A 13,559-nucleotide genomic window follows, 5' to 3' on the forward strand; every position below is an offset into this window, starting at 1 on the left:
GGCAGCCGATGAGACGCGAGTCGGGAGCGTCAGGCGACGGGAACCGGCGTCACGCCGAAGGGCGCGAGGCCCGCCGCGCCGCCGTCGGGGGCGGTGAGCACCCAGAGCCCGTTCTCGTGCACGGCGACGCTGTGCTCCCAGTGCGAGCCGTCCGAGCCGTCGACGGTCGAGACGGTCCAGTCGTCGTCCTCGATGAACGTCTCCTCGCCGCCCGCGGTCACCATCGGCTCGATCGCGAGCACGAGGCCCGGCTTCACCTCGGCTCCGGGGTCGGGCGTGCGGTAGTTGAAGACGCTCGGCGCCTCGTGCATCTTGCGGCCGATGCCATGGCCGACGTACTCGCGCAGGATGCCGTAGGTCTCCCCCGACACGGCGGAGGGGCCCTGGGCCTCGATGTACCCCTGGATCGCGGCGCCCAGGTCACCGAGATGCGAGGCGGTCGCCATCGCGGCGATGCCGGCCCACATGGACCCTTCCGTCACGCGCGAGAGCTCCTCGCGATTCGCGACGACGTCCGGTCGCGTCTCGTCGGGCACGACGACGGTGATCGCACTGTCGCCGTTCCACCCCTGGTACTGCGCACCGCAGTCGACCGAGACGATGTCGCCGGGCTGCAGCACCAGATCGCCGGGGATGCCGTGCACGACCTGCTCGTTGACCGAGACGCAGATCGTGTGGTGGTAACCGCGCACGAGCTGGAAGTTCGATTCCGCGCCGCGAGCGAGGATCACGCGATTCGCCTCGGCGTCGAGCTCGAGCGTCGTCACCCCGGGGCGGATCAGCGGACGGACGGCGTCGAGCGCCGCCGCCGTGATCAGCCCGGGCTCGACCATCGATCGGAGCTGGGCCGGGGTCTTGTAGATCGACCGGCGGAACATCTCGGGGCCGCTCAGACGGCGACGCGCAGACCGCGTGCGTCGAGCGCGGCGACGATGCGCTCCGTGATCTCGTCGAGCGAGCCGACGCCGTCGATTCGGTCGACGATGCCCTTCTCGCTGTAGACGTCGATGATCGGAGCGGTCTCTCGCTCGTAGATGTCGAGCCGGTGGGCGATCGCGTCTTCGGTGTCGTCGGAGCGCCCCTGCTCGATCGCACGGAGGCTCAGACGCGAGATGCTCTCGTCGCGCGGCACGTCGAGGAGGATCACGGCGTCGAGCGACTCGCCACGTCCCGCGAGGAACTCCTCGAGGTGGCCGACCTGAGCCGTGTTGCGCGGATACCCGTCGAGGAGGAAGCCGTTCGCGGCGTCGTCCTGCGCCAGACGATCGCGCACGATCTCGCCCGTCAGCTCGTCGGGGACCAGGTCGCCGCGGTCGAGGATCGCGGTCACCTTCTGTCCGAGCTCCGTGCCGCCCTTGATGTTGGCGCGGAAGATGTCGCCCGTCGAGACAACGGGGATGCCGAAGGTCTCGGCGATGCGCACGCCCTGCGTGCCCTTGCCGGAGCCCTGCGGGCCGACGATCAGGAGACGTGCGGATGCCGTCATCGGAGGAGCCCTTCGTAGTGACGCTGCTGCAGCTGGGCGTCGATCTGCTTGACCGTCTCGAGACCCACACCGACGATGATGAGGATCGACGCGCCACCGAACGGGAAGTTCTGGTTGGCGCCGACCGTCGCCAGGGCGATCAGCGGGATGAGGGCGATCAGACCCAGGTAGATCGAGCCCGGCAGCGTGATGCGCGTCAGGACGTAATCGAGGTACTCGGCGGTCGGACGACCCGCGCGGATGCCGGGGATGAAACCGCCGTACTTCTTCATGTTGTCAGCGACCTCGACCGGGTTGAACGTGATCGCGACGTAGAAGTAGGTGAAGCCGATGATGAGCAGGAAGTACGCCGCCATGTAGATCGGGTGGTTGCCCGTGGTGAAGTACGTGCTGATCCAGGTGACCCACGCGGCGGGCGTCGAGCCGTCCTGCGGGGTGTTGAACTGCGCGATGAGCGCGGGGATGTACAGCAGCGACGAGGCGAAGATGACCGGGATCACACCGGCCATGTTGACCTTGATCGGGATGTAGGTGTTGGTGCCGCCGTAGGTACGGCGTCCGACCATCCGCTTGGCGTACTGCACCGGGATGCGCCGCTGCGACTGCTCGACGAACACGACGAGACCCATGACGATGATTCCGACGAGCAGCACGAGCAGGAAGACCTCGAAGCCCTTCGTCTGCCAGATGAGGCTCATCGCACCGGGGAAGGTCGCGGCGATCGAGGTGAAGATGAGGAGCGACATGCCGTTGCCGACGCCGCGCTCGGTGACGAGCTCGGCGAACCACATGATGAGGCCGGTGCCGGCGGTCATCGCCATGATGATGAGCAGCTGTGCCCACCAGACGTCGTTCGTGAGCAGGTTCTGGCAGGCCGCGAGATCGGTCGTGCCGAACAGCTGGCCGCTGCGCGCGACGGTGACGAGAGTCGTCGACTGCAGCAGCGCGAGGGCGATGGTGAGGTAACGCGTGTACTGGGTGAGGCGGGCCTGGCCGGCCTGGCCTTCCTTGTGCAGCGCCTCGAAGTGCGGGATGACCACGCGCAGGAGCTGCGTGATGATCGTCGCGGTGATGTAGGGCATGACACCCAGCGCGAAGATCGACAGCTGCAGGAGTGCGCCACCCGAGAAGAGGTTGACCAGACCGAGGAGACCCTCGGTCCCGTTGTTGGCCGCGAGGCACTCCTCGACGTTCGGGAAGTTCACGAACGGAGCGGGAACGTTGGAGCCGAGTCGGTAGATGGCGATGATGGCCAGGGTGAAACCGATCTTCCGACGCAGGTCGGGAGTGCGGAAGATCCGCGCGATGGCGCTAAACAAGAACGTGCCTCCTGAAAGGGGTTGCCGCGACCGATGGGCGGCTGAAAGACCAGAGTAACCTAAACGCGGTACTCGGCATCCATGTGCACAGAAGGGGCCGGAGAATCTCCGACCCCTTCCCTGCTGTGGTTACTTGACGGAACCGCCCGCAGCCACGATCTTCTGCTCGGCAGAACCCGAGACCTTGTCGACCGCGACGGTGAGCTTCACGGCGATGTCGCCGTTGCCCAGAACCTTGACCTTCTCGTTCTTCCGAACCGCACCCTTGGCGACCAGGTCGCTGATGGTGACGTCTCCACCCTGGGGGTAGAGCTCCGCGAGCTTCTCCAGGTTCACGACCTGGTACTCGACGCGGAACGGGTTCTTGAACCCGCGCAGCTTCGGGGTGCGCATGTGCAGCGGCATCTGCCCACCCTCGAAACCGACGCGAACGGTGTTGCGCGCCTTGGTGCCCTTGGTTCCACGACCGGCGGTCTTACCCTTCGAGCCCTCACCACGGCCGACGCGAGTCTTGGCGGTGTTGGATCCGGGGACGGGACGCAGGTGGTGCACCTTCAGCACGCCGGGACGCGATGCCGGAGCATCCGCCTTCGGCGCAGCCTTCTTGGCAGCCGGCTTCTTGGCAGGAGCCTCAGCCTTGGCGTCGGCCGCAGCGGTCTTGGCCGGAGCCTTCTTCGCGGCGGGCTTCTTCTCGGCGGCGGCCTTGGGGGCTGCAGCCTTCTTCGTGGCCTTCTCGGCCTCGACGGCCTCGTTCTTCTCAGCCATTAGTCGATCTCCTCAACCTTGACGAGGTGTGCGACGGTCTTGACGTAACCGCGCGTCTGCGCGTCGTCGGGGCGGACGGTGGTGTCACCGATCCGCTTGAGACCGAGGCTGCGCAGCGTGTCGCGCTGGTTCTGCTTCTCGCTCACCTTGGACTTGATCTGCGTGACCTTGAGCCGGGCGGCCATCAGGCACCTACCTTCTGTGCGGCGATGGCCTCGGCCTCGGCGCGGACAAGACGCGCCGGTGCCACCTGGTCGAACTCGAGGCCACGACGCGCGGCGACCGCACGGGGCTCCTCGAGCTGCTTCAGGGCGGCGACGGTCGCGTGCACGATGTTGATCGTGTTCGACGAACCGAGCGACTTCGACAGGACGTCGTGGATGCCGGCGCACTCGAGCACGGCGCGGACGGGACCACCGGCGATAACTCCGGTACCGGCGGCAGCCGGACGCAGCAGCACGACACCGGCCGCAGCCTCACCCTGCACGGGGTGCGGGATGGTGCTGCCGACGCGCGGAACGCGGAAGAAGTTGCGCTTGGCCTCTTCGACACCCTTCGAGATCGCCAGAGGGACCTCACGGGCCTTGCCGTAGCCGACGCCCACCAGACCGTTGCCGTCACCGACGACCACGAGAGCGGTGAAGCTGAAGCGACGACCACCCTTCACGACCTTCGAGACACGGTTGATGGTGACGACGCGCTCCAGGAACTGGTTGTCACCACGGTCGCGCGAGTTGCGGTCGCGGCCACCCTGGTTGCGGTCACCGCGGCCACCGCGACGACCGTCGCGCTGGTCGCGAGTCGGCTCTGCCTGCGTGGTGCCGGCGGCCGTCTCGGAAGTGGCAGCAGCCGCTTCGGTCACTTCGTTCTCCTTGTTGTCACTCACAGTGCCAGACCCCCTTCGCGGGCGCCATCGGCGATGGCGGCGACACGACCGGCGTAGCGGTTACCGCCACGGTCGAACACTGCCTCGGAAACGCCGGCGGCCTTCGCGCGCTCGGCGACGAGCTCGCCGACCTTGCGGGCCTTGGCGGTCTTGTCACCCTCGAAGCCGCGCAGGTCGGTCTCGAGCGTCGATGCCGACGCGACGGTGTGACCCTTGCTGTCGTCGACCAGCTGGACGAAGACGTGGCGGGCCGAACGGTTGACGACGAGGCGCGGACGCACCTCGGTGCCGACGACCTTCTTGCGAAGGCGGGCGTGACGACGCGCGCGGGCGTCGGACTTTGACTTGAGAGCCATGGTTACTTACCACTCTTTCCGGCCTTGCGACGCACGTTCTCGCCGGCGTAGCGGACGCCCTTGCCCTTGTAGGGCTCCGGCTTACGGATCTTGCGGATGTTGGCAGCTGCCTCGCCGACAGCCTGCTTGTCGATACCGCTGACGGTGAGCTTGTTCGTGCCCTCGACCGTGAGCGTGATCCCCGCCGGCGGGTCGATCAGGACCGGGTGCGAGAAGCCGAGGGCGAACTCGACCGAGCCGCCCTTCTGCTGGACGCGGTAACCGGTGCCGACGACCTCGAGACCCTTGGTGTAGCCCTGGGTCACGCCGATGATGTTGTTGTTGATGAGCGTGCGGGTCAGGCCGTGAAGCGACCGCGACTCGCGCTCGTCGTCGGGACGGGTGACCAGAACCTGGTTCTCCTCGACCGCGACCTCGATGGGGCTGGCCACCGTGAGGGTGAGTTCACCCTTGGGGCCCTTCACCGCGACCTCGCGGCCGGTGACCGAAACGGTCACGCCCGCGGGAACGTCGATGGGAAGTCGTCCAATACGCGACATTTCGAATTACCACACGTAGGCGAGAACTTCTCCGCCCACGCCCTTCTGCTCTGCCTGACGGTCGGTGAGGAGACCGGAGGAGGTGGACAGGATGGCCACGCCGAGGCCGCCGAGGACGCGCGGGAGCTCGGTGGACTTCGCGTAGACGCGGAGGCCGGGCTTCGATACGCGCTTGATGCCGGCGATCGACCGCTCGCGGTTCGGGCCGTACTTCAGCGTCAGCGTGAGGTTCTGACCCACGCGGGCGTCCGAGGTCTCCCATCCGGAGATGTAACCCTCCTGCTGGAGGATCTCGGCGATGTGCGTCTTGAGCTTGCTCGACGGCAGGGTCACGGAATCGTGGTGCGCCGAGTTCGCGTTACGCAGACGGGTCAGCAGATCTGCGACCGGGTCTGTCATTGTCATTGTTGTTTTCCTTTGTTCATGAGGTTCCGGCTGCCGTTACACGACAGACGGCCTGCGATGACACGCAATCTTCAATTGTACGCACACATCGACGGGCTCAGTGACACATGACCACTGAGCCCGTCGAGGGTGTTACGCCTGTGCGTCTTCCGAGCGGAACGGGAAGCCGAGGTGGCGGAGCAGTGCCCGGCCCTCGTCATCCGTCTTCGCGGTGGTGACGACGGTGATGTCGAAACCGCGAACCCGGTCGATCTTGTCCTGATCGATCTCGTGGAACACGCTCTGCTCCTGGAGACCGAAGGTGTAGTTGCCGTTGCCGTCGAACTGCTTGGCCGAGAGACCGCGGAAGTCGCGGATACGGGGCAGTGCGAGCGAGACGAGGCGGTCCACGAATTCCCACGCGCGGTCACCGCGGAGGGTGACGTGCGCGCCGATGGCCTGGCCCTCGCGCAGCTTGAACTGCGCGATGGACTTGCGGGCCTTCGTGACGATCGGCTTCTGGCCGGTGATCTTGGTGAGATCGTCGACCGCGCCGTCGATCACCTTGCTGTCGCGAGCTGCCTCGCCGACACCGGTGTTCACGACGACCTTGACCAGTCCGGGGATCTGCATGACGTTGGCGTAGCCGAACTCGTCCTGCAGAGCCTTCTTGATCTCGGCGTTGTACTTCGCCTTCAGGCGGGGCTGGATCTTGCCAGCCACCGCGGCGTCGGTGGTTGCCATCAGAGGTCCTTACCTGACTTCTTCGCGAACCGCACGCGGACGGTGCGCTTCACGCCGTCCTTCGTCTGCTCCTCGACCCGGTGGCCGACCTTGGTCGGCTTCTTGGTCGAAGGGTCGACGAGTGCGACGTTCGAGATGTGGATGGGAGCCTCGACGGTCTCGAGGCCACCGGTCTTGGTGCCACGCTGCGTCTGGCCGACGCGGGTGTGCTTGGTGACGTAGTTCACGCCCTCGACGATGATGCGGTTGCGCTCGGCAAGGATCTCGAGGACCTTGCCCTGCTTGCCGCGGTCTCCGCCGCGCTCGGGCTTGGCGCCCGTGATGACCTGAACGAGGTCACCCTTCTTGATCTTCGCCATGACTTAGATAACCTCCGGCGCCAGCGAGACGATCTTCATGAACTTCTTGTCACGAAGCTCACGGCCGACCGGTCCGAAGATACGGGTGCCGCGGGGCTCCCCGTCGTTCTTCAGGATGACGGCGGCGTTCTCGTCGAACTTGATGTACGAGCCGTCGGGACGGCGCGTGGACTTGACGGTGCGGACGATGACCGCCTTGACGACGTCGCCCTTCTTGACGTTGCCGCCCGGGATCGCGTCCTTAACCGTCGCGACGATGGTGTCGCCCACGCCGGCGTAGCGGCGCTTCGAGCCACCGAGCACGCGAATCGTGAGCAGCTCCTTGGCGCCGGTGTTGTCGGCGACCTTGAGGCGGGACTCCTGCTGAATCACTTGGCCTTCTCCAGAATCTCCACCAGACGCCAGCGCTTCGTGGCGCTGAGCGGGCGGGTCTCGTTGATCAGGACCAGGTCGCCGATGCCGGCGGTGTTCGCCTCATCGTGCGCCTTGACCTTCGAGGTGCGGCGGATGACCTTGCCGTAAAGCGGGTGCTTCACGCGGTCCTCGACCTCGACCACGATGGTCTTGTCCATCTTGTCGCTGACGACGTAGCCACGACGCGACTTGCGGTACCCACGGGCATCCGCATCGCGCACATCGTGAGCAGCGTGCTCAGCCTCGACGGCGGCTTCCTTCTTGGTGGCCATCACTCAGCCTCTTCCTTCACGGCGTCGTCGGCGGCATCCGCCTTCTTCGCCTTCGACTTGGACGCCTTCTTGGCCGGAGCCTCGACCGGAGCGGGCGTCGCACGGATGCCCAGCTCGCGCTCGCGGATCACGGTGTAGAGGCGCGCGATGTCGCGCTTGACGGCGCGGATGCGGCCGTGGCTCTCCAGCTGGCCGGTGGCCGACTGGAAACGGAGGTTGAACAGCTCCTCCTTGGCCTTGCGCAGCTCCTCAACGAGGCGCTGGTCTTCGAACGTGTCGAGCTCTGCCGGAGCGAGCTCCTTGGTGCCGATCGCCATTACGCGTCGCCCTCCTCGCGCTTGATGATGCGTGCCTTCAGCGGCAGCTTGTGAATGGCTCGCGTGAGTGCCTCACGGGCGAGCTGCTCGTCGACACCGGCGACCTCGAAGAGGACGCGACCCGGCTTGACGTTGGCGACCCACCACTCGGGGGAACCCTTACCGGAACCCATGCGGGTCTCGGCAGGCTTCTTCGTGAGCGGACGGTCGGGGTAGATGTTGATCCACACCTTTCCACCACGCTTGATGTGACGGGTCATCGCGATACGAGCGGACTCGATCTGACGGTTCGTCACGTAAGCGGGCGTCAGGGCCTGGATGCCGAAGTCACCGAAGGAGACCTTCGTGCCACCGGTGGCCTGACCCGAGCGACCCGGGTGGTGCTGCTTGCGGAACTTGACCTTACGGGGAATAAGCATCAGGCAGACGCTCCTTCTGCAACAGGTGCCTCGTTGCGCGGGGCACGGCGGCGGTCGCCACCACGGTCGTCACGACGAGCCTTGGGTGCGTTGGCCTGCTCGCGAGCGAGCTCCTTCGCGGTCAGGTCGCCCTTGTAGATCCAGACCTTGACGCCGATGCGGCCGAAGGTGGTCTTGGCCTCGTAGAAGCCGTAGTCGATGTTCGCACGGAGCGTGTGCAGCGGCACACGACCCTCGCGGTAGAACTCCGACCGGCTCATCTCCGCGCCGCCGAGGCGGCCGGAGACCTGGATGCGGATGCCCTTGGCACCGGCACGCTGGGCGCCCTGCAGGCCCTTGCGCATCGCGCGGCGGAAGGCCACACGTGCGGAGAGCTGCTCGGCGATTCCCTGTGCGACCAGCTGAGCGTCGGCCTCGGGGTTCTTGACCTCGAGGATGTTCAGCTGGATCTGCTTGCCGCTGAGCTTCTCGAGGTCGCCGCGGATGCGCTCGGCCTCGGCGCCACGACGACCGATCACGATGCCCGGACGGGCGGTGTGGATGTCGACGCGGACGCGGTCACGGGTGCGCTCGATCTCGATGTTCGAGACACCGGCGCGGTCGAGCTGCGTCTTCAGCAGGTTGCGGATCTTGATGTCCTCGGCGACGTAGTCGGCGTAACGCTGACCCGGCTTCGTCGAGTCCGAGAACCAGCGCGACACGTGGTCCGTGGTGATGCCGAGACGGAAGCCGTACGGGTTTACCTTCTGTCCCATTACTTGCTCGCCTTCTTGTTGCTGTCACCGGCAGCGGGCGCAGCCGCCTCCGGCGTCGAGAGCACGACCGTGATGTGGCTCGTGCGCTTCTTGATCTGGAAAGCGCGACCCTGTGCACGGGGCTGGAAACGCTTGAGCGTCGTGCCCTCGTCGACGTACGCGTTGGCCACGTACAGGTCCTGCTCGTCGAGGTACTCGCCGTCGCGATCCGCCTTCACCTGTGCGTTGGCCATGGCCGACGCGACAAGCTTGTAGATCGGCTCACTGGCGCTCTGCTGTGCGAACTTGAGGATCGCGAGAGCTTCCTGGGCCTGCTTGCCCTTGATGAGCGCGACGACACGACGAGCCTTCTGCGGGGTCACGCGGATGTGCTTCACGCGTGCGATCGATTCGACCATTAGCGGCGCCGCCCCTTCTTGTCGTCCTTCTCGTGGCCGCGGAAGGTGCGGGTGGGCGCGAACTCGCCCAGCTTGTGACCGACCATGGTCTCGGAGACGAACACAGGGATGTGCTTGCGTCCGTCGTGGACCGCGATCGTGTGACCCAGCATGGCCGGGATGATCATGGACCGGCGGGACCAGGTCTTGATGACGTTCTTGGTGCCGGCTTCGTTCTGCACGACCACCTTGCGAAGCAGGTGCTCGTCGACGAAGGGGCCCTTCTTAAGACTGCGAGGCATCTTCTCTTACTCCTACTTGCGCTTCTTGCCGGCGTTACGACGACGCACGATGTACTTGTCGCTTTCCTTGTTGGCGTGACGGGTGCGACCCTCAGCCTGACCCCACGGGGAGACCGGGTGACGACCACCGGAGGTCTTACCCTCACCACCACCGTGCGGGTGGTCGACCGGGTTCATGGCGACACCACGCACGGTCGGGCGAACGCCCTTCCAGCGCATACGGCCGGCCTTACCCCAGTTGATGTTCGACTGCTCGGCGTTGCCGACCTCGCCGATGGTCGCGCGGCAGCGCGCATCGACGTTGCGGATCTCGCCCGAGGGCAGACGCAGCTGGGCGTAGGGGCCGTCCTTGGCGACGAGACGGACGGATGCTCCGGCCGAACGCGCCATCTTCGCGCCGCCGCCGGGGCGGAGCTCGATCGCGTGGATGACGGTACCCGTCGGGATGTTCTTCAGCGGGAGGTTGTTTCCCGGCTTGATGTCGGCACCCGCGCCGGACTCGATGATGTCGCCCTGCTTCAGCTTCGCCGGAGCGAGGATGTAGCGCTTCTCACCGTCGAAGTAGTGCAGCAGCGCGATGCGAGCCGTGCGGTTGGGGTCGTACTCGATGTGAGCGACCTTGGCGTTCACGCCGTCCTTGTCATTGCGACGGAAGTCGATGACGCGATACTGGCGCTTGTGGCCACCACCGATGTGACGGGTCGTGATGCGCCCCTGGTTGTTACGACCACCGGTCTTCGAGAGCGGGCGCAGCAGCGACTTCTCCGGCGTCGATCGGGTGATCTCGGCGAAGTCAGCCACCGACGAGCCGCGACGGCCCGGGGTCGTGGGCTTGTACTTGCGAATTGCCATGATTGTCCTTATCCCCCGGATCAGCCGATTGCCGTGAAGATGTCGATGGTGCCCGACTTCAGGGTCACGATGGCGCGCTTGGTGTCCTTGCGCTTGCCGGTGCCGAAGCGGGTGCGACGGGCCTTGCCGACGCGGTTGAGCGTGTTGACGGACGCGACCTTGACGCCGAAGATCTTCTCGATGGCGAGCTTGATCTCGGTCTTCGAAGCACGCGGGTCGACGAGGAAGGTGTACTTGCCCTCATCGATCAGGCCGTAGCTCTTCTCGGACACGACCGGCTTCAGGATGACGTCGCGCGGGTCCTTGTTCAGGGCCGTCTGGAGAACAGATGCCTGCTCGCTCATGCGGAGACCTCCTGGTTGGCGCCGGACTTGGAGGCGATGAAGCCTTCGAGCGCGGCCTGGGTGAAGACGATGTCGTCGGAGACGAGCACGTCGTAGGCGTTGAGCTGGTCGAACGACAGCAGGTGCACGTGACCGAGGTTGCGCAGGCTCTTGAGCGCGAGCTCGTCGCCGCGCTCGATGACGACCAGCACGTTCTTGGACGTGGCGACCTGGCCGAGGAAACCCGCGGCTGCCTTGGTCGAGGGCGAACCCTCGGTGCCGAAGCTGTCGATCGCGTGCAGGCGGTCACCGCGGAAGCGGTCGCTGAGCGCACCCAGGAGGGCGGCGGCGATCATCTTCTTGGGCGTGCGCTGCGAGTAGTCGCGCGGCTTGGGGCCGTGCACGATGCCACCACCGGTCATGTGCGGCGCGCGGATGGAACCCTGACGGGCGTTACCCGTACCCTTCTGCTTGAAGGGCTTGCGGCCGGCACCGGAGACCTCACCGCGACGCTTGGTCGAGTGGGTTCCCTGGCGAGCCGCCGCGAGCTGCGCGACGACGACCTGGTGGATCAGCGGAATGTTCGTCTTGACGTCGAACAGCGCGGCGGGAAGCTCGATCGAGCCTGCCTTCTTGCCGTCTGCCTTGAGGACGTCGAGCGCGAGAGTCGAGTCAGCCATGATCAGGCACCCTTCACTGCGTTGCGGACGTAGACGATGCGGCCACGAGCACCGGGGACGGCGCCCTTGACGAGCATCAGACCCTTCTCGATGTCGATGGCGTGCACCGTGAGGTTGAGGACGGTCACGCGCTCGCCACCCATACGGCCGGCCATGCGCATGCCCTTGAAGACGCGGCTCGGGGTCGACGATGCGCCGATGGAGCCGGGCTTGCGGTGGTTGCGGTGCGAACCGTGCGATGCCGAGACGCCCTTGAAGTTGTGACGCTTCATGACACCGGCGAAGCCCTTGCCCTTGCTCGTGCCGACGACGTCGACGAGCTGGCCGGCCTCGAACGTGCCGTCGACCGTGAGCTCCTGACCGAGTGAGTAGTCAGCAGCATCCGCGGTGCGGATCTCGGTGACGTGGCGGCGCGGCGTGACGCCGGCGGCCTCGAAGTGAGCCGTGAGGGGCTTGTTCACCTTGCGGGGGTCGATCTGGCCGTACGCGATCTGCACGGCGTTGTAGCCGTCCTTCTCGGGGGTACGAACCTGGGTGACCACGTTCGGTGCGAGCTCGATGACGGTGACGGGGACGAGCTTGCCGCTCTCGTTCCACACCTGGGTCATGCCGAGCTTCGTGCCGAGCATGCCCTTGGAAATCTTTGCGTTGATGTCAGCCATGTCGAACCTCAGAGCTTGATCTCGATGTTGACATCGGCCGGGAGGTCGAGACGCATCAGCGAGTCGACGGCCTTGGGCGTCGGGTCGACGATGTCGATCAGACGCTTGTGGGTGCGCATCTCGAAGTGCTCGCGGCTGTCCTTGTACTTGTGGGGCGACCGGATGACGCACACGACGTTCTTCTCGGTCGGAAGCGGCACGGGGCCGACGACGGTCGCGCCCGCACGGGTCACGGTGTCGACGATCTTGCGTGCCGACGAGTCGATGACCTCGTGGTCATACGACTTCAGGCGAATGCGGATTTTCTGTCCCGCCATTGTCTGCTCACTCTCTTTAAGCGTCTTACCGGCCTGAACCCGGTGGCTCAGGGGCATTGGACGCACGTCGGCGCTGTTCACGCCTCGGCACTCGAACGACTCCGGGGAGTCGTTCTGCGCACCACTGTTCTGCTGTCATCCCGACCTCCGCCGCGCACGGCGAAGTCCTCGAAAGGAAGGTGTCGGGGTTGTGTGTTCTGCTACCCGCGGCCTAGAACCCTGCGCCTCTCAGAGGAGACACCGTCTATGCACTGCCCTGGCAGTGATTCGGCGCACGCTGAGCGCACCGAAATGTCGAACCTGTTTATTCTGCCACGGGGTATTTCACTTGCGCAAACCCGGGCGTGTCGCGCCGCCGTCGAAGCCTCAGCCGCGAGGTGAGAACGGGGCGAGGCATCCCCATGCCTCGCCCCGTTCGGGGAGGGCGTTCAGTGCGAGGGGGCACACCGAACGCGAGGAATCCGGCGTGAAGGGACGCCGAGATCCTCGATCGAGGGCACGGCGATGACGCCGCCGTGCAGGCGGGGTGACGAAGGCGCGCAGCGAGTGCGCACGTCGCAAGATGATCCCCAAGATCGCATTCCCCAGTTGAACGCGGACGAGCCGCGTGCTTCAGGAGTCCGGACCCCTCCGGGCTCCCCGACCGCCCTATCCCCAGTGCGGTCGGCTCCAGTCTACGCATCCGCGGGTCCTCGCGCGAGCATCCGCCGGAATATCGCAGCGCACGACAGAGGGCGGCGACCTCCTCCCGGAGATCACCGCCCTCGCAGCGATCGACTACTGGTTGCCGACCTGCTTGTCGGCCGCGTCGCGGATCTCGTCGATCTTCTCGGACGCACCCGGAGCGATCTTCTTGGCGAAGTCGGCGACGCCGTCGAGGACCTTGTCGCTGATGTCCTCGGCCTGTTCGCTCTTCACGGCCTCGGCGATCCTGTCCTTGTTCTGCTCGACGAAGTCCTTGCCCTTGTTGACGGCGTCCTCGATACCCATGTGCGTCCCCTACTGGTCATGTGCTCCGGATCGGTTCCGGG

24 protein-coding genes are annotated in these 13,559 nt (G+C 65.9%); all 24 read right to left on the reverse strand.

Annotated elements, in window-relative coordinates:
- Nucleotides 1-29 precede the first annotated feature (29 nt).
- Nucleotides 30-878, reverse strand: a complete 849-nt coding sequence (gene map, locus KV396_RS02745) for a type I methionyl aminopeptidase (RefSeq protein WP_247625166.1) — start codon at nucleotides 876-878, stop codon at nucleotides 30-32.
- 11 nt (nucleotides 879-889) lie between these two features.
- Nucleotides 890-1,486, reverse strand: coding sequence for an adenylate kinase (locus KV396_RS02750; protein ID WP_247956747.1), 597 nt, complete (start codon nucleotides 1,484-1,486; stop codon nucleotides 890-892).
- Nucleotides 1,483-2,805, reverse strand: a complete 1,323-nt coding sequence (secY, locus tag KV396_RS02755) for a preprotein translocase subunit SecY (protein ID WP_247625168.1) — start codon at nucleotides 2,803-2,805, stop codon at nucleotides 1,483-1,485. The genes KV396_RS02750 and secY overlap by 4 nt, the downstream gene beginning before the upstream one ends.
- Nucleotides 2,806-2,934: 129 nt before the next feature.
- On the reverse strand, nucleotides 2,935-3,570 hold the full coding sequence (gene rplO, locus KV396_RS02760) for a 50S ribosomal protein L15 (protein WP_247634097.1): 636 nt from the start codon (nucleotides 3,568-3,570) through the stop codon (nucleotides 2,935-2,937).
- Complete coding sequence (gene rpmD, locus KV396_RS02765) at nucleotides 3,570-3,755, reverse strand: 50S ribosomal protein L30 (protein WP_017201575.1); 186 nt, start codon at nucleotides 3,753-3,755, stop codon at nucleotides 3,570-3,572. Before rpmD ends, rplO begins: the two co-directional genes overlap by 1 nt.
- On the reverse strand, nucleotides 3,755-4,432 hold the full coding sequence (gene rpsE, locus KV396_RS02770; protein WP_282185367.1) for a 30S ribosomal protein S5: 678 nt from the start codon (nucleotides 4,430-4,432) through the stop codon (nucleotides 3,755-3,757). Before rpsE ends, rpmD begins: the two co-directional genes overlap by 1 nt.
- Nucleotides 4,433-4,452: 20 nt before the next feature.
- Nucleotides 4,453-4,812: a 50S ribosomal protein L18 gene (gene rplR, locus KV396_RS02775; RefSeq protein ID WP_247625170.1), complete on the reverse strand. Its 360-nt coding sequence runs from the start codon at nucleotides 4,810-4,812 to the stop codon at nucleotides 4,453-4,455.
- Nucleotides 4,813-4,814: 2 nt separating this feature from the next.
- A complete protein-coding gene (gene rplF / locus KV396_RS02780) occupies nucleotides 4,815-5,351 on the reverse strand; it encodes a 50S ribosomal protein L6 (RefSeq protein ID WP_247634096.1) in 537 nt (178 codons plus the stop codon).
- Nucleotides 5,352-5,357: 6 nt separating this feature from the next.
- Nucleotides 5,358-5,756 (reverse strand): 30S ribosomal protein S8, encoded by a 399-nt coding sequence (gene rpsH / locus KV396_RS02785; RefSeq protein WP_247956748.1) that lies wholly within the window; start codon nucleotides 5,754-5,756, stop codon nucleotides 5,358-5,360.
- Between the two features lie 132 nt (nucleotides 5,757-5,888).
- Nucleotides 5,889-6,479 (reverse strand): 50S ribosomal protein L5, encoded by a 591-nt coding sequence (gene rplE, locus KV396_RS02790; protein WP_247625173.1) that lies wholly within the window; start codon nucleotides 6,477-6,479, stop codon nucleotides 5,889-5,891.
- A complete protein-coding gene (gene rplX / locus KV396_RS02795) occupies nucleotides 6,479-6,838 on the reverse strand; it encodes a 50S ribosomal protein L24 (RefSeq protein WP_247625174.1) in 360 nt (119 codons plus the stop codon). Before rplX ends, rplE begins: the two co-directional genes overlap by 1 nt.
- 3 nt (nucleotides 6,839-6,841) lie before the next feature.
- Nucleotides 6,842-7,210, reverse strand: a complete 369-nt coding sequence (rplN, locus tag KV396_RS02800) for a 50S ribosomal protein L14 (protein ID WP_045253838.1) — start codon at nucleotides 7,208-7,210, stop codon at nucleotides 6,842-6,844.
- Complete coding sequence (gene rpsQ, locus KV396_RS02805; RefSeq protein WP_247625175.1) at nucleotides 7,207-7,524, reverse strand: 30S ribosomal protein S17; 318 nt, start codon at nucleotides 7,522-7,524, stop codon at nucleotides 7,207-7,209. Before rpsQ ends, rplN begins: the two co-directional genes overlap by 4 nt.
- Entirely contained in the window at nucleotides 7,524-7,841 is a 318-nt protein-coding gene (rpmC, locus tag KV396_RS16785; RefSeq protein ID WP_050722500.1) for a 50S ribosomal protein L29, read from the reverse strand. The genes rpsQ and rpmC overlap by 1 nt, the downstream gene beginning before the upstream one ends.
- Nucleotides 7,841-8,260, reverse strand: coding sequence for a 50S ribosomal protein L16 (rplP, locus tag KV396_RS02815; RefSeq protein WP_247625176.1), 420 nt, complete (start codon nucleotides 8,258-8,260; stop codon nucleotides 7,841-7,843). The genes rpmC and rplP overlap by 1 nt, the downstream gene beginning before the upstream one ends.
- Nucleotides 8,260-9,015 (reverse strand): 30S ribosomal protein S3, encoded by a 756-nt coding sequence (gene rpsC / locus KV396_RS02820; RefSeq protein ID WP_017201587.1) that lies wholly within the window; start codon nucleotides 9,013-9,015, stop codon nucleotides 8,260-8,262. Before rpsC ends, rplP begins: the two co-directional genes overlap by 1 nt.
- Nucleotides 9,015-9,413, reverse strand: a complete 399-nt coding sequence (gene rplV / locus KV396_RS02825) for a 50S ribosomal protein L22 (protein ID WP_247625177.1) — start codon at nucleotides 9,411-9,413, stop codon at nucleotides 9,015-9,017. Before rplV ends, rpsC begins: the two co-directional genes overlap by 1 nt.
- Complete coding sequence (rpsS, locus tag KV396_RS02830) at nucleotides 9,413-9,694, reverse strand: 30S ribosomal protein S19 (RefSeq protein ID WP_017201589.1); 282 nt, start codon at nucleotides 9,692-9,694, stop codon at nucleotides 9,413-9,415. The genes rplV and rpsS overlap by 1 nt, the downstream gene beginning before the upstream one ends.
- 12 nt (nucleotides 9,695-9,706) lie before the next feature.
- Nucleotides 9,707-10,546: a 50S ribosomal protein L2 gene (gene rplB / locus KV396_RS02835; RefSeq protein ID WP_247625178.1), complete on the reverse strand. Its 840-nt coding sequence runs from the start codon at nucleotides 10,544-10,546 to the stop codon at nucleotides 9,707-9,709.
- 20 nt (nucleotides 10,547-10,566) lie between these two features.
- Nucleotides 10,567-10,890 (reverse strand): 50S ribosomal protein L23, encoded by a 324-nt coding sequence (gene rplW, locus KV396_RS02840; protein ID WP_247625179.1) that lies wholly within the window; start codon nucleotides 10,888-10,890, stop codon nucleotides 10,567-10,569.
- A complete protein-coding gene (gene rplD, locus KV396_RS02845; protein WP_247956749.1) occupies nucleotides 10,887-11,549 on the reverse strand; it encodes a 50S ribosomal protein L4 in 663 nt (220 codons plus the stop codon). Before rplD ends, rplW begins: the two co-directional genes overlap by 4 nt.
- Nucleotides 11,550-11,551: 2 nt before the next feature.
- Nucleotides 11,552-12,211 carry a 50S ribosomal protein L3 gene (gene rplC / locus KV396_RS02850; protein ID WP_247625181.1) on the reverse strand — a complete coding sequence of 220 codons (660 nt, stop codon included), beginning with the start codon at nucleotides 12,209-12,211 and terminating at the stop codon, nucleotides 11,552-11,554.
- An 8-nt stretch (nucleotides 12,212-12,219) separates the two neighbouring features.
- On the reverse strand, nucleotides 12,220-12,528 hold the full coding sequence (gene rpsJ / locus KV396_RS02855; protein ID WP_030147986.1) for a 30S ribosomal protein S10: 309 nt from the start codon (nucleotides 12,526-12,528) through the stop codon (nucleotides 12,220-12,222).
- Between the two features lie 777 nt (nucleotides 12,529-13,305).
- On the reverse strand, nucleotides 13,306-13,518 hold the full coding sequence (locus KV396_RS02860; RefSeq protein ID WP_247956750.1) for a hypothetical protein: 213 nt from the start codon (nucleotides 13,516-13,518) through the stop codon (nucleotides 13,306-13,308).
- Nucleotides 13,519-13,559: the final 41 nt, after the last annotated feature.

The organism is Microbacterium galbinum (genome assembly GCF_023101185.1).
GTDB classification, from domain to species: Bacteria; Actinomycetota; Actinomycetes; order Actinomycetales; family Microbacteriaceae; genus Microbacterium; species Microbacterium galbinum.

Excerpts from the sequence above, each read along its gene's own strand:
- rplF (WP_247634096.1), bottom strand. The coding sequence starts at position 5,351 with ATGTCGCGTATTGGACGACTTCCCATCGACGTTCCCGCGGGCGTGACC.
- KV396_RS02750 (WP_247956747.1), bottom strand. The coding sequence starts at position 1,486 with ATGACGGCATCCGCACGTCTCCTGATCGTCGGCCCGCAGGGCTCCGGC.
- rplP (WP_247625176.1), bottom strand. The coding sequence starts at position 8,260 with ATGCTTATTCCCCGTAAGGTCAAGTTCCGCAAGCAGCACCACCCGGGT.
- rpsJ (WP_030147986.1), bottom strand. The coding sequence starts at position 12,528 with ATGGCGGGACAGAAAATCCGCATTCGCCTGAAGTCGTATGACCACGAG.
- rpsQ (WP_247625175.1), bottom strand. The coding sequence starts at position 7,524 with ATGGCCACCAAGAAGGAAGCCGCCGTCGAGGCTGAGCACGCTGCTCAC.
- rplB (WP_247625178.1), bottom strand. The coding sequence starts at position 10,546 with ATGGCAATTCGCAAGTACAAGCCCACGACCCCGGGCCGTCGCGGCTCG.
- rplO (WP_247634097.1), bottom strand. The coding sequence starts at position 3,570 with ATGGCTGAGAAGAACGAGGCCGTCGAGGCCGAGAAGGCCACGAAGAAG.
- map (WP_247625166.1), bottom strand. The coding sequence starts at position 878 with ATGTTCCGCCGGTCGATCTACAAGACCCCGGCCCAGCTCCGATCGATG.
- rpmC (WP_050722500.1), bottom strand. The coding sequence starts at position 7,841 with ATGGCGATCGGCACCAAGGAGCTCGCTCCGGCAGAGCTCGACACGTTC.
- rpmD (WP_017201575.1), bottom strand. The coding sequence starts at position 3,755 with ATGGCCGCCCGGCTCAAGGTCACGCAGATCAAGTCCAAGGTGAGCGAG.
- rplC (WP_247625181.1), bottom strand. The coding sequence starts at position 12,211 with ATGGCTGACATCAACGCAAAGATTTCCAAGGGCATGCTCGGCACGAAG.
- rpsH (WP_247956748.1), bottom strand. The coding sequence starts at position 5,756 with ATGACAATGACAGACCCGGTCGCAGATCTGCTGACCCGTCTGCGTAAC.
- rplE (WP_247625173.1), bottom strand. The coding sequence starts at position 6,479 with ATGGCAACCACCGACGCCGCGGTGGCTGGCAAGATCCAGCCCCGCCTG.
- rplR (WP_247625170.1), bottom strand. The coding sequence starts at position 4,812 with ATGGCTCTCAAGTCAAAGTCCGACGCCCGCGCGCGTCGTCACGCCCGC.
- rplW (WP_247625179.1), bottom strand. The coding sequence starts at position 10,890 with ATGAGCGAGCAGGCATCTGTTCTCCAGACGGCCCTGAACAAGGACCCG.
- rplX (WP_247625174.1), bottom strand. The coding sequence starts at position 6,838 with ATGGCGAAGATCAAGAAGGGTGACCTCGTTCAGGTCATCACGGGCGCC.
- rpsC (WP_017201587.1), bottom strand. The coding sequence starts at position 9,015 with ATGGGACAGAAGGTAAACCCGTACGGCTTCCGTCTCGGCATCACCACG.
- rplD (WP_247956749.1), bottom strand. The coding sequence starts at position 11,549 with ATGGCTGACTCGACTCTCGCGCTCGACGTCCTCAAGGCAGACGGCAAG.
- KV396_RS02860 (WP_247956750.1), bottom strand. The coding sequence starts at position 13,518 with ATGGGTATCGAGGACGCCGTCAACAAGGGCAAGGACTTCGTCGAGCAG.
- rplV (WP_247625177.1), bottom strand. The coding sequence starts at position 9,413 with ATGGTCGAATCGATCGCACGCGTGAAGCACATCCGCGTGACCCCGCAG.
- rpsS (WP_017201589.1), bottom strand. The coding sequence starts at position 9,694 with ATGCCTCGCAGTCTTAAGAAGGGCCCCTTCGTCGACGAGCACCTGCTT.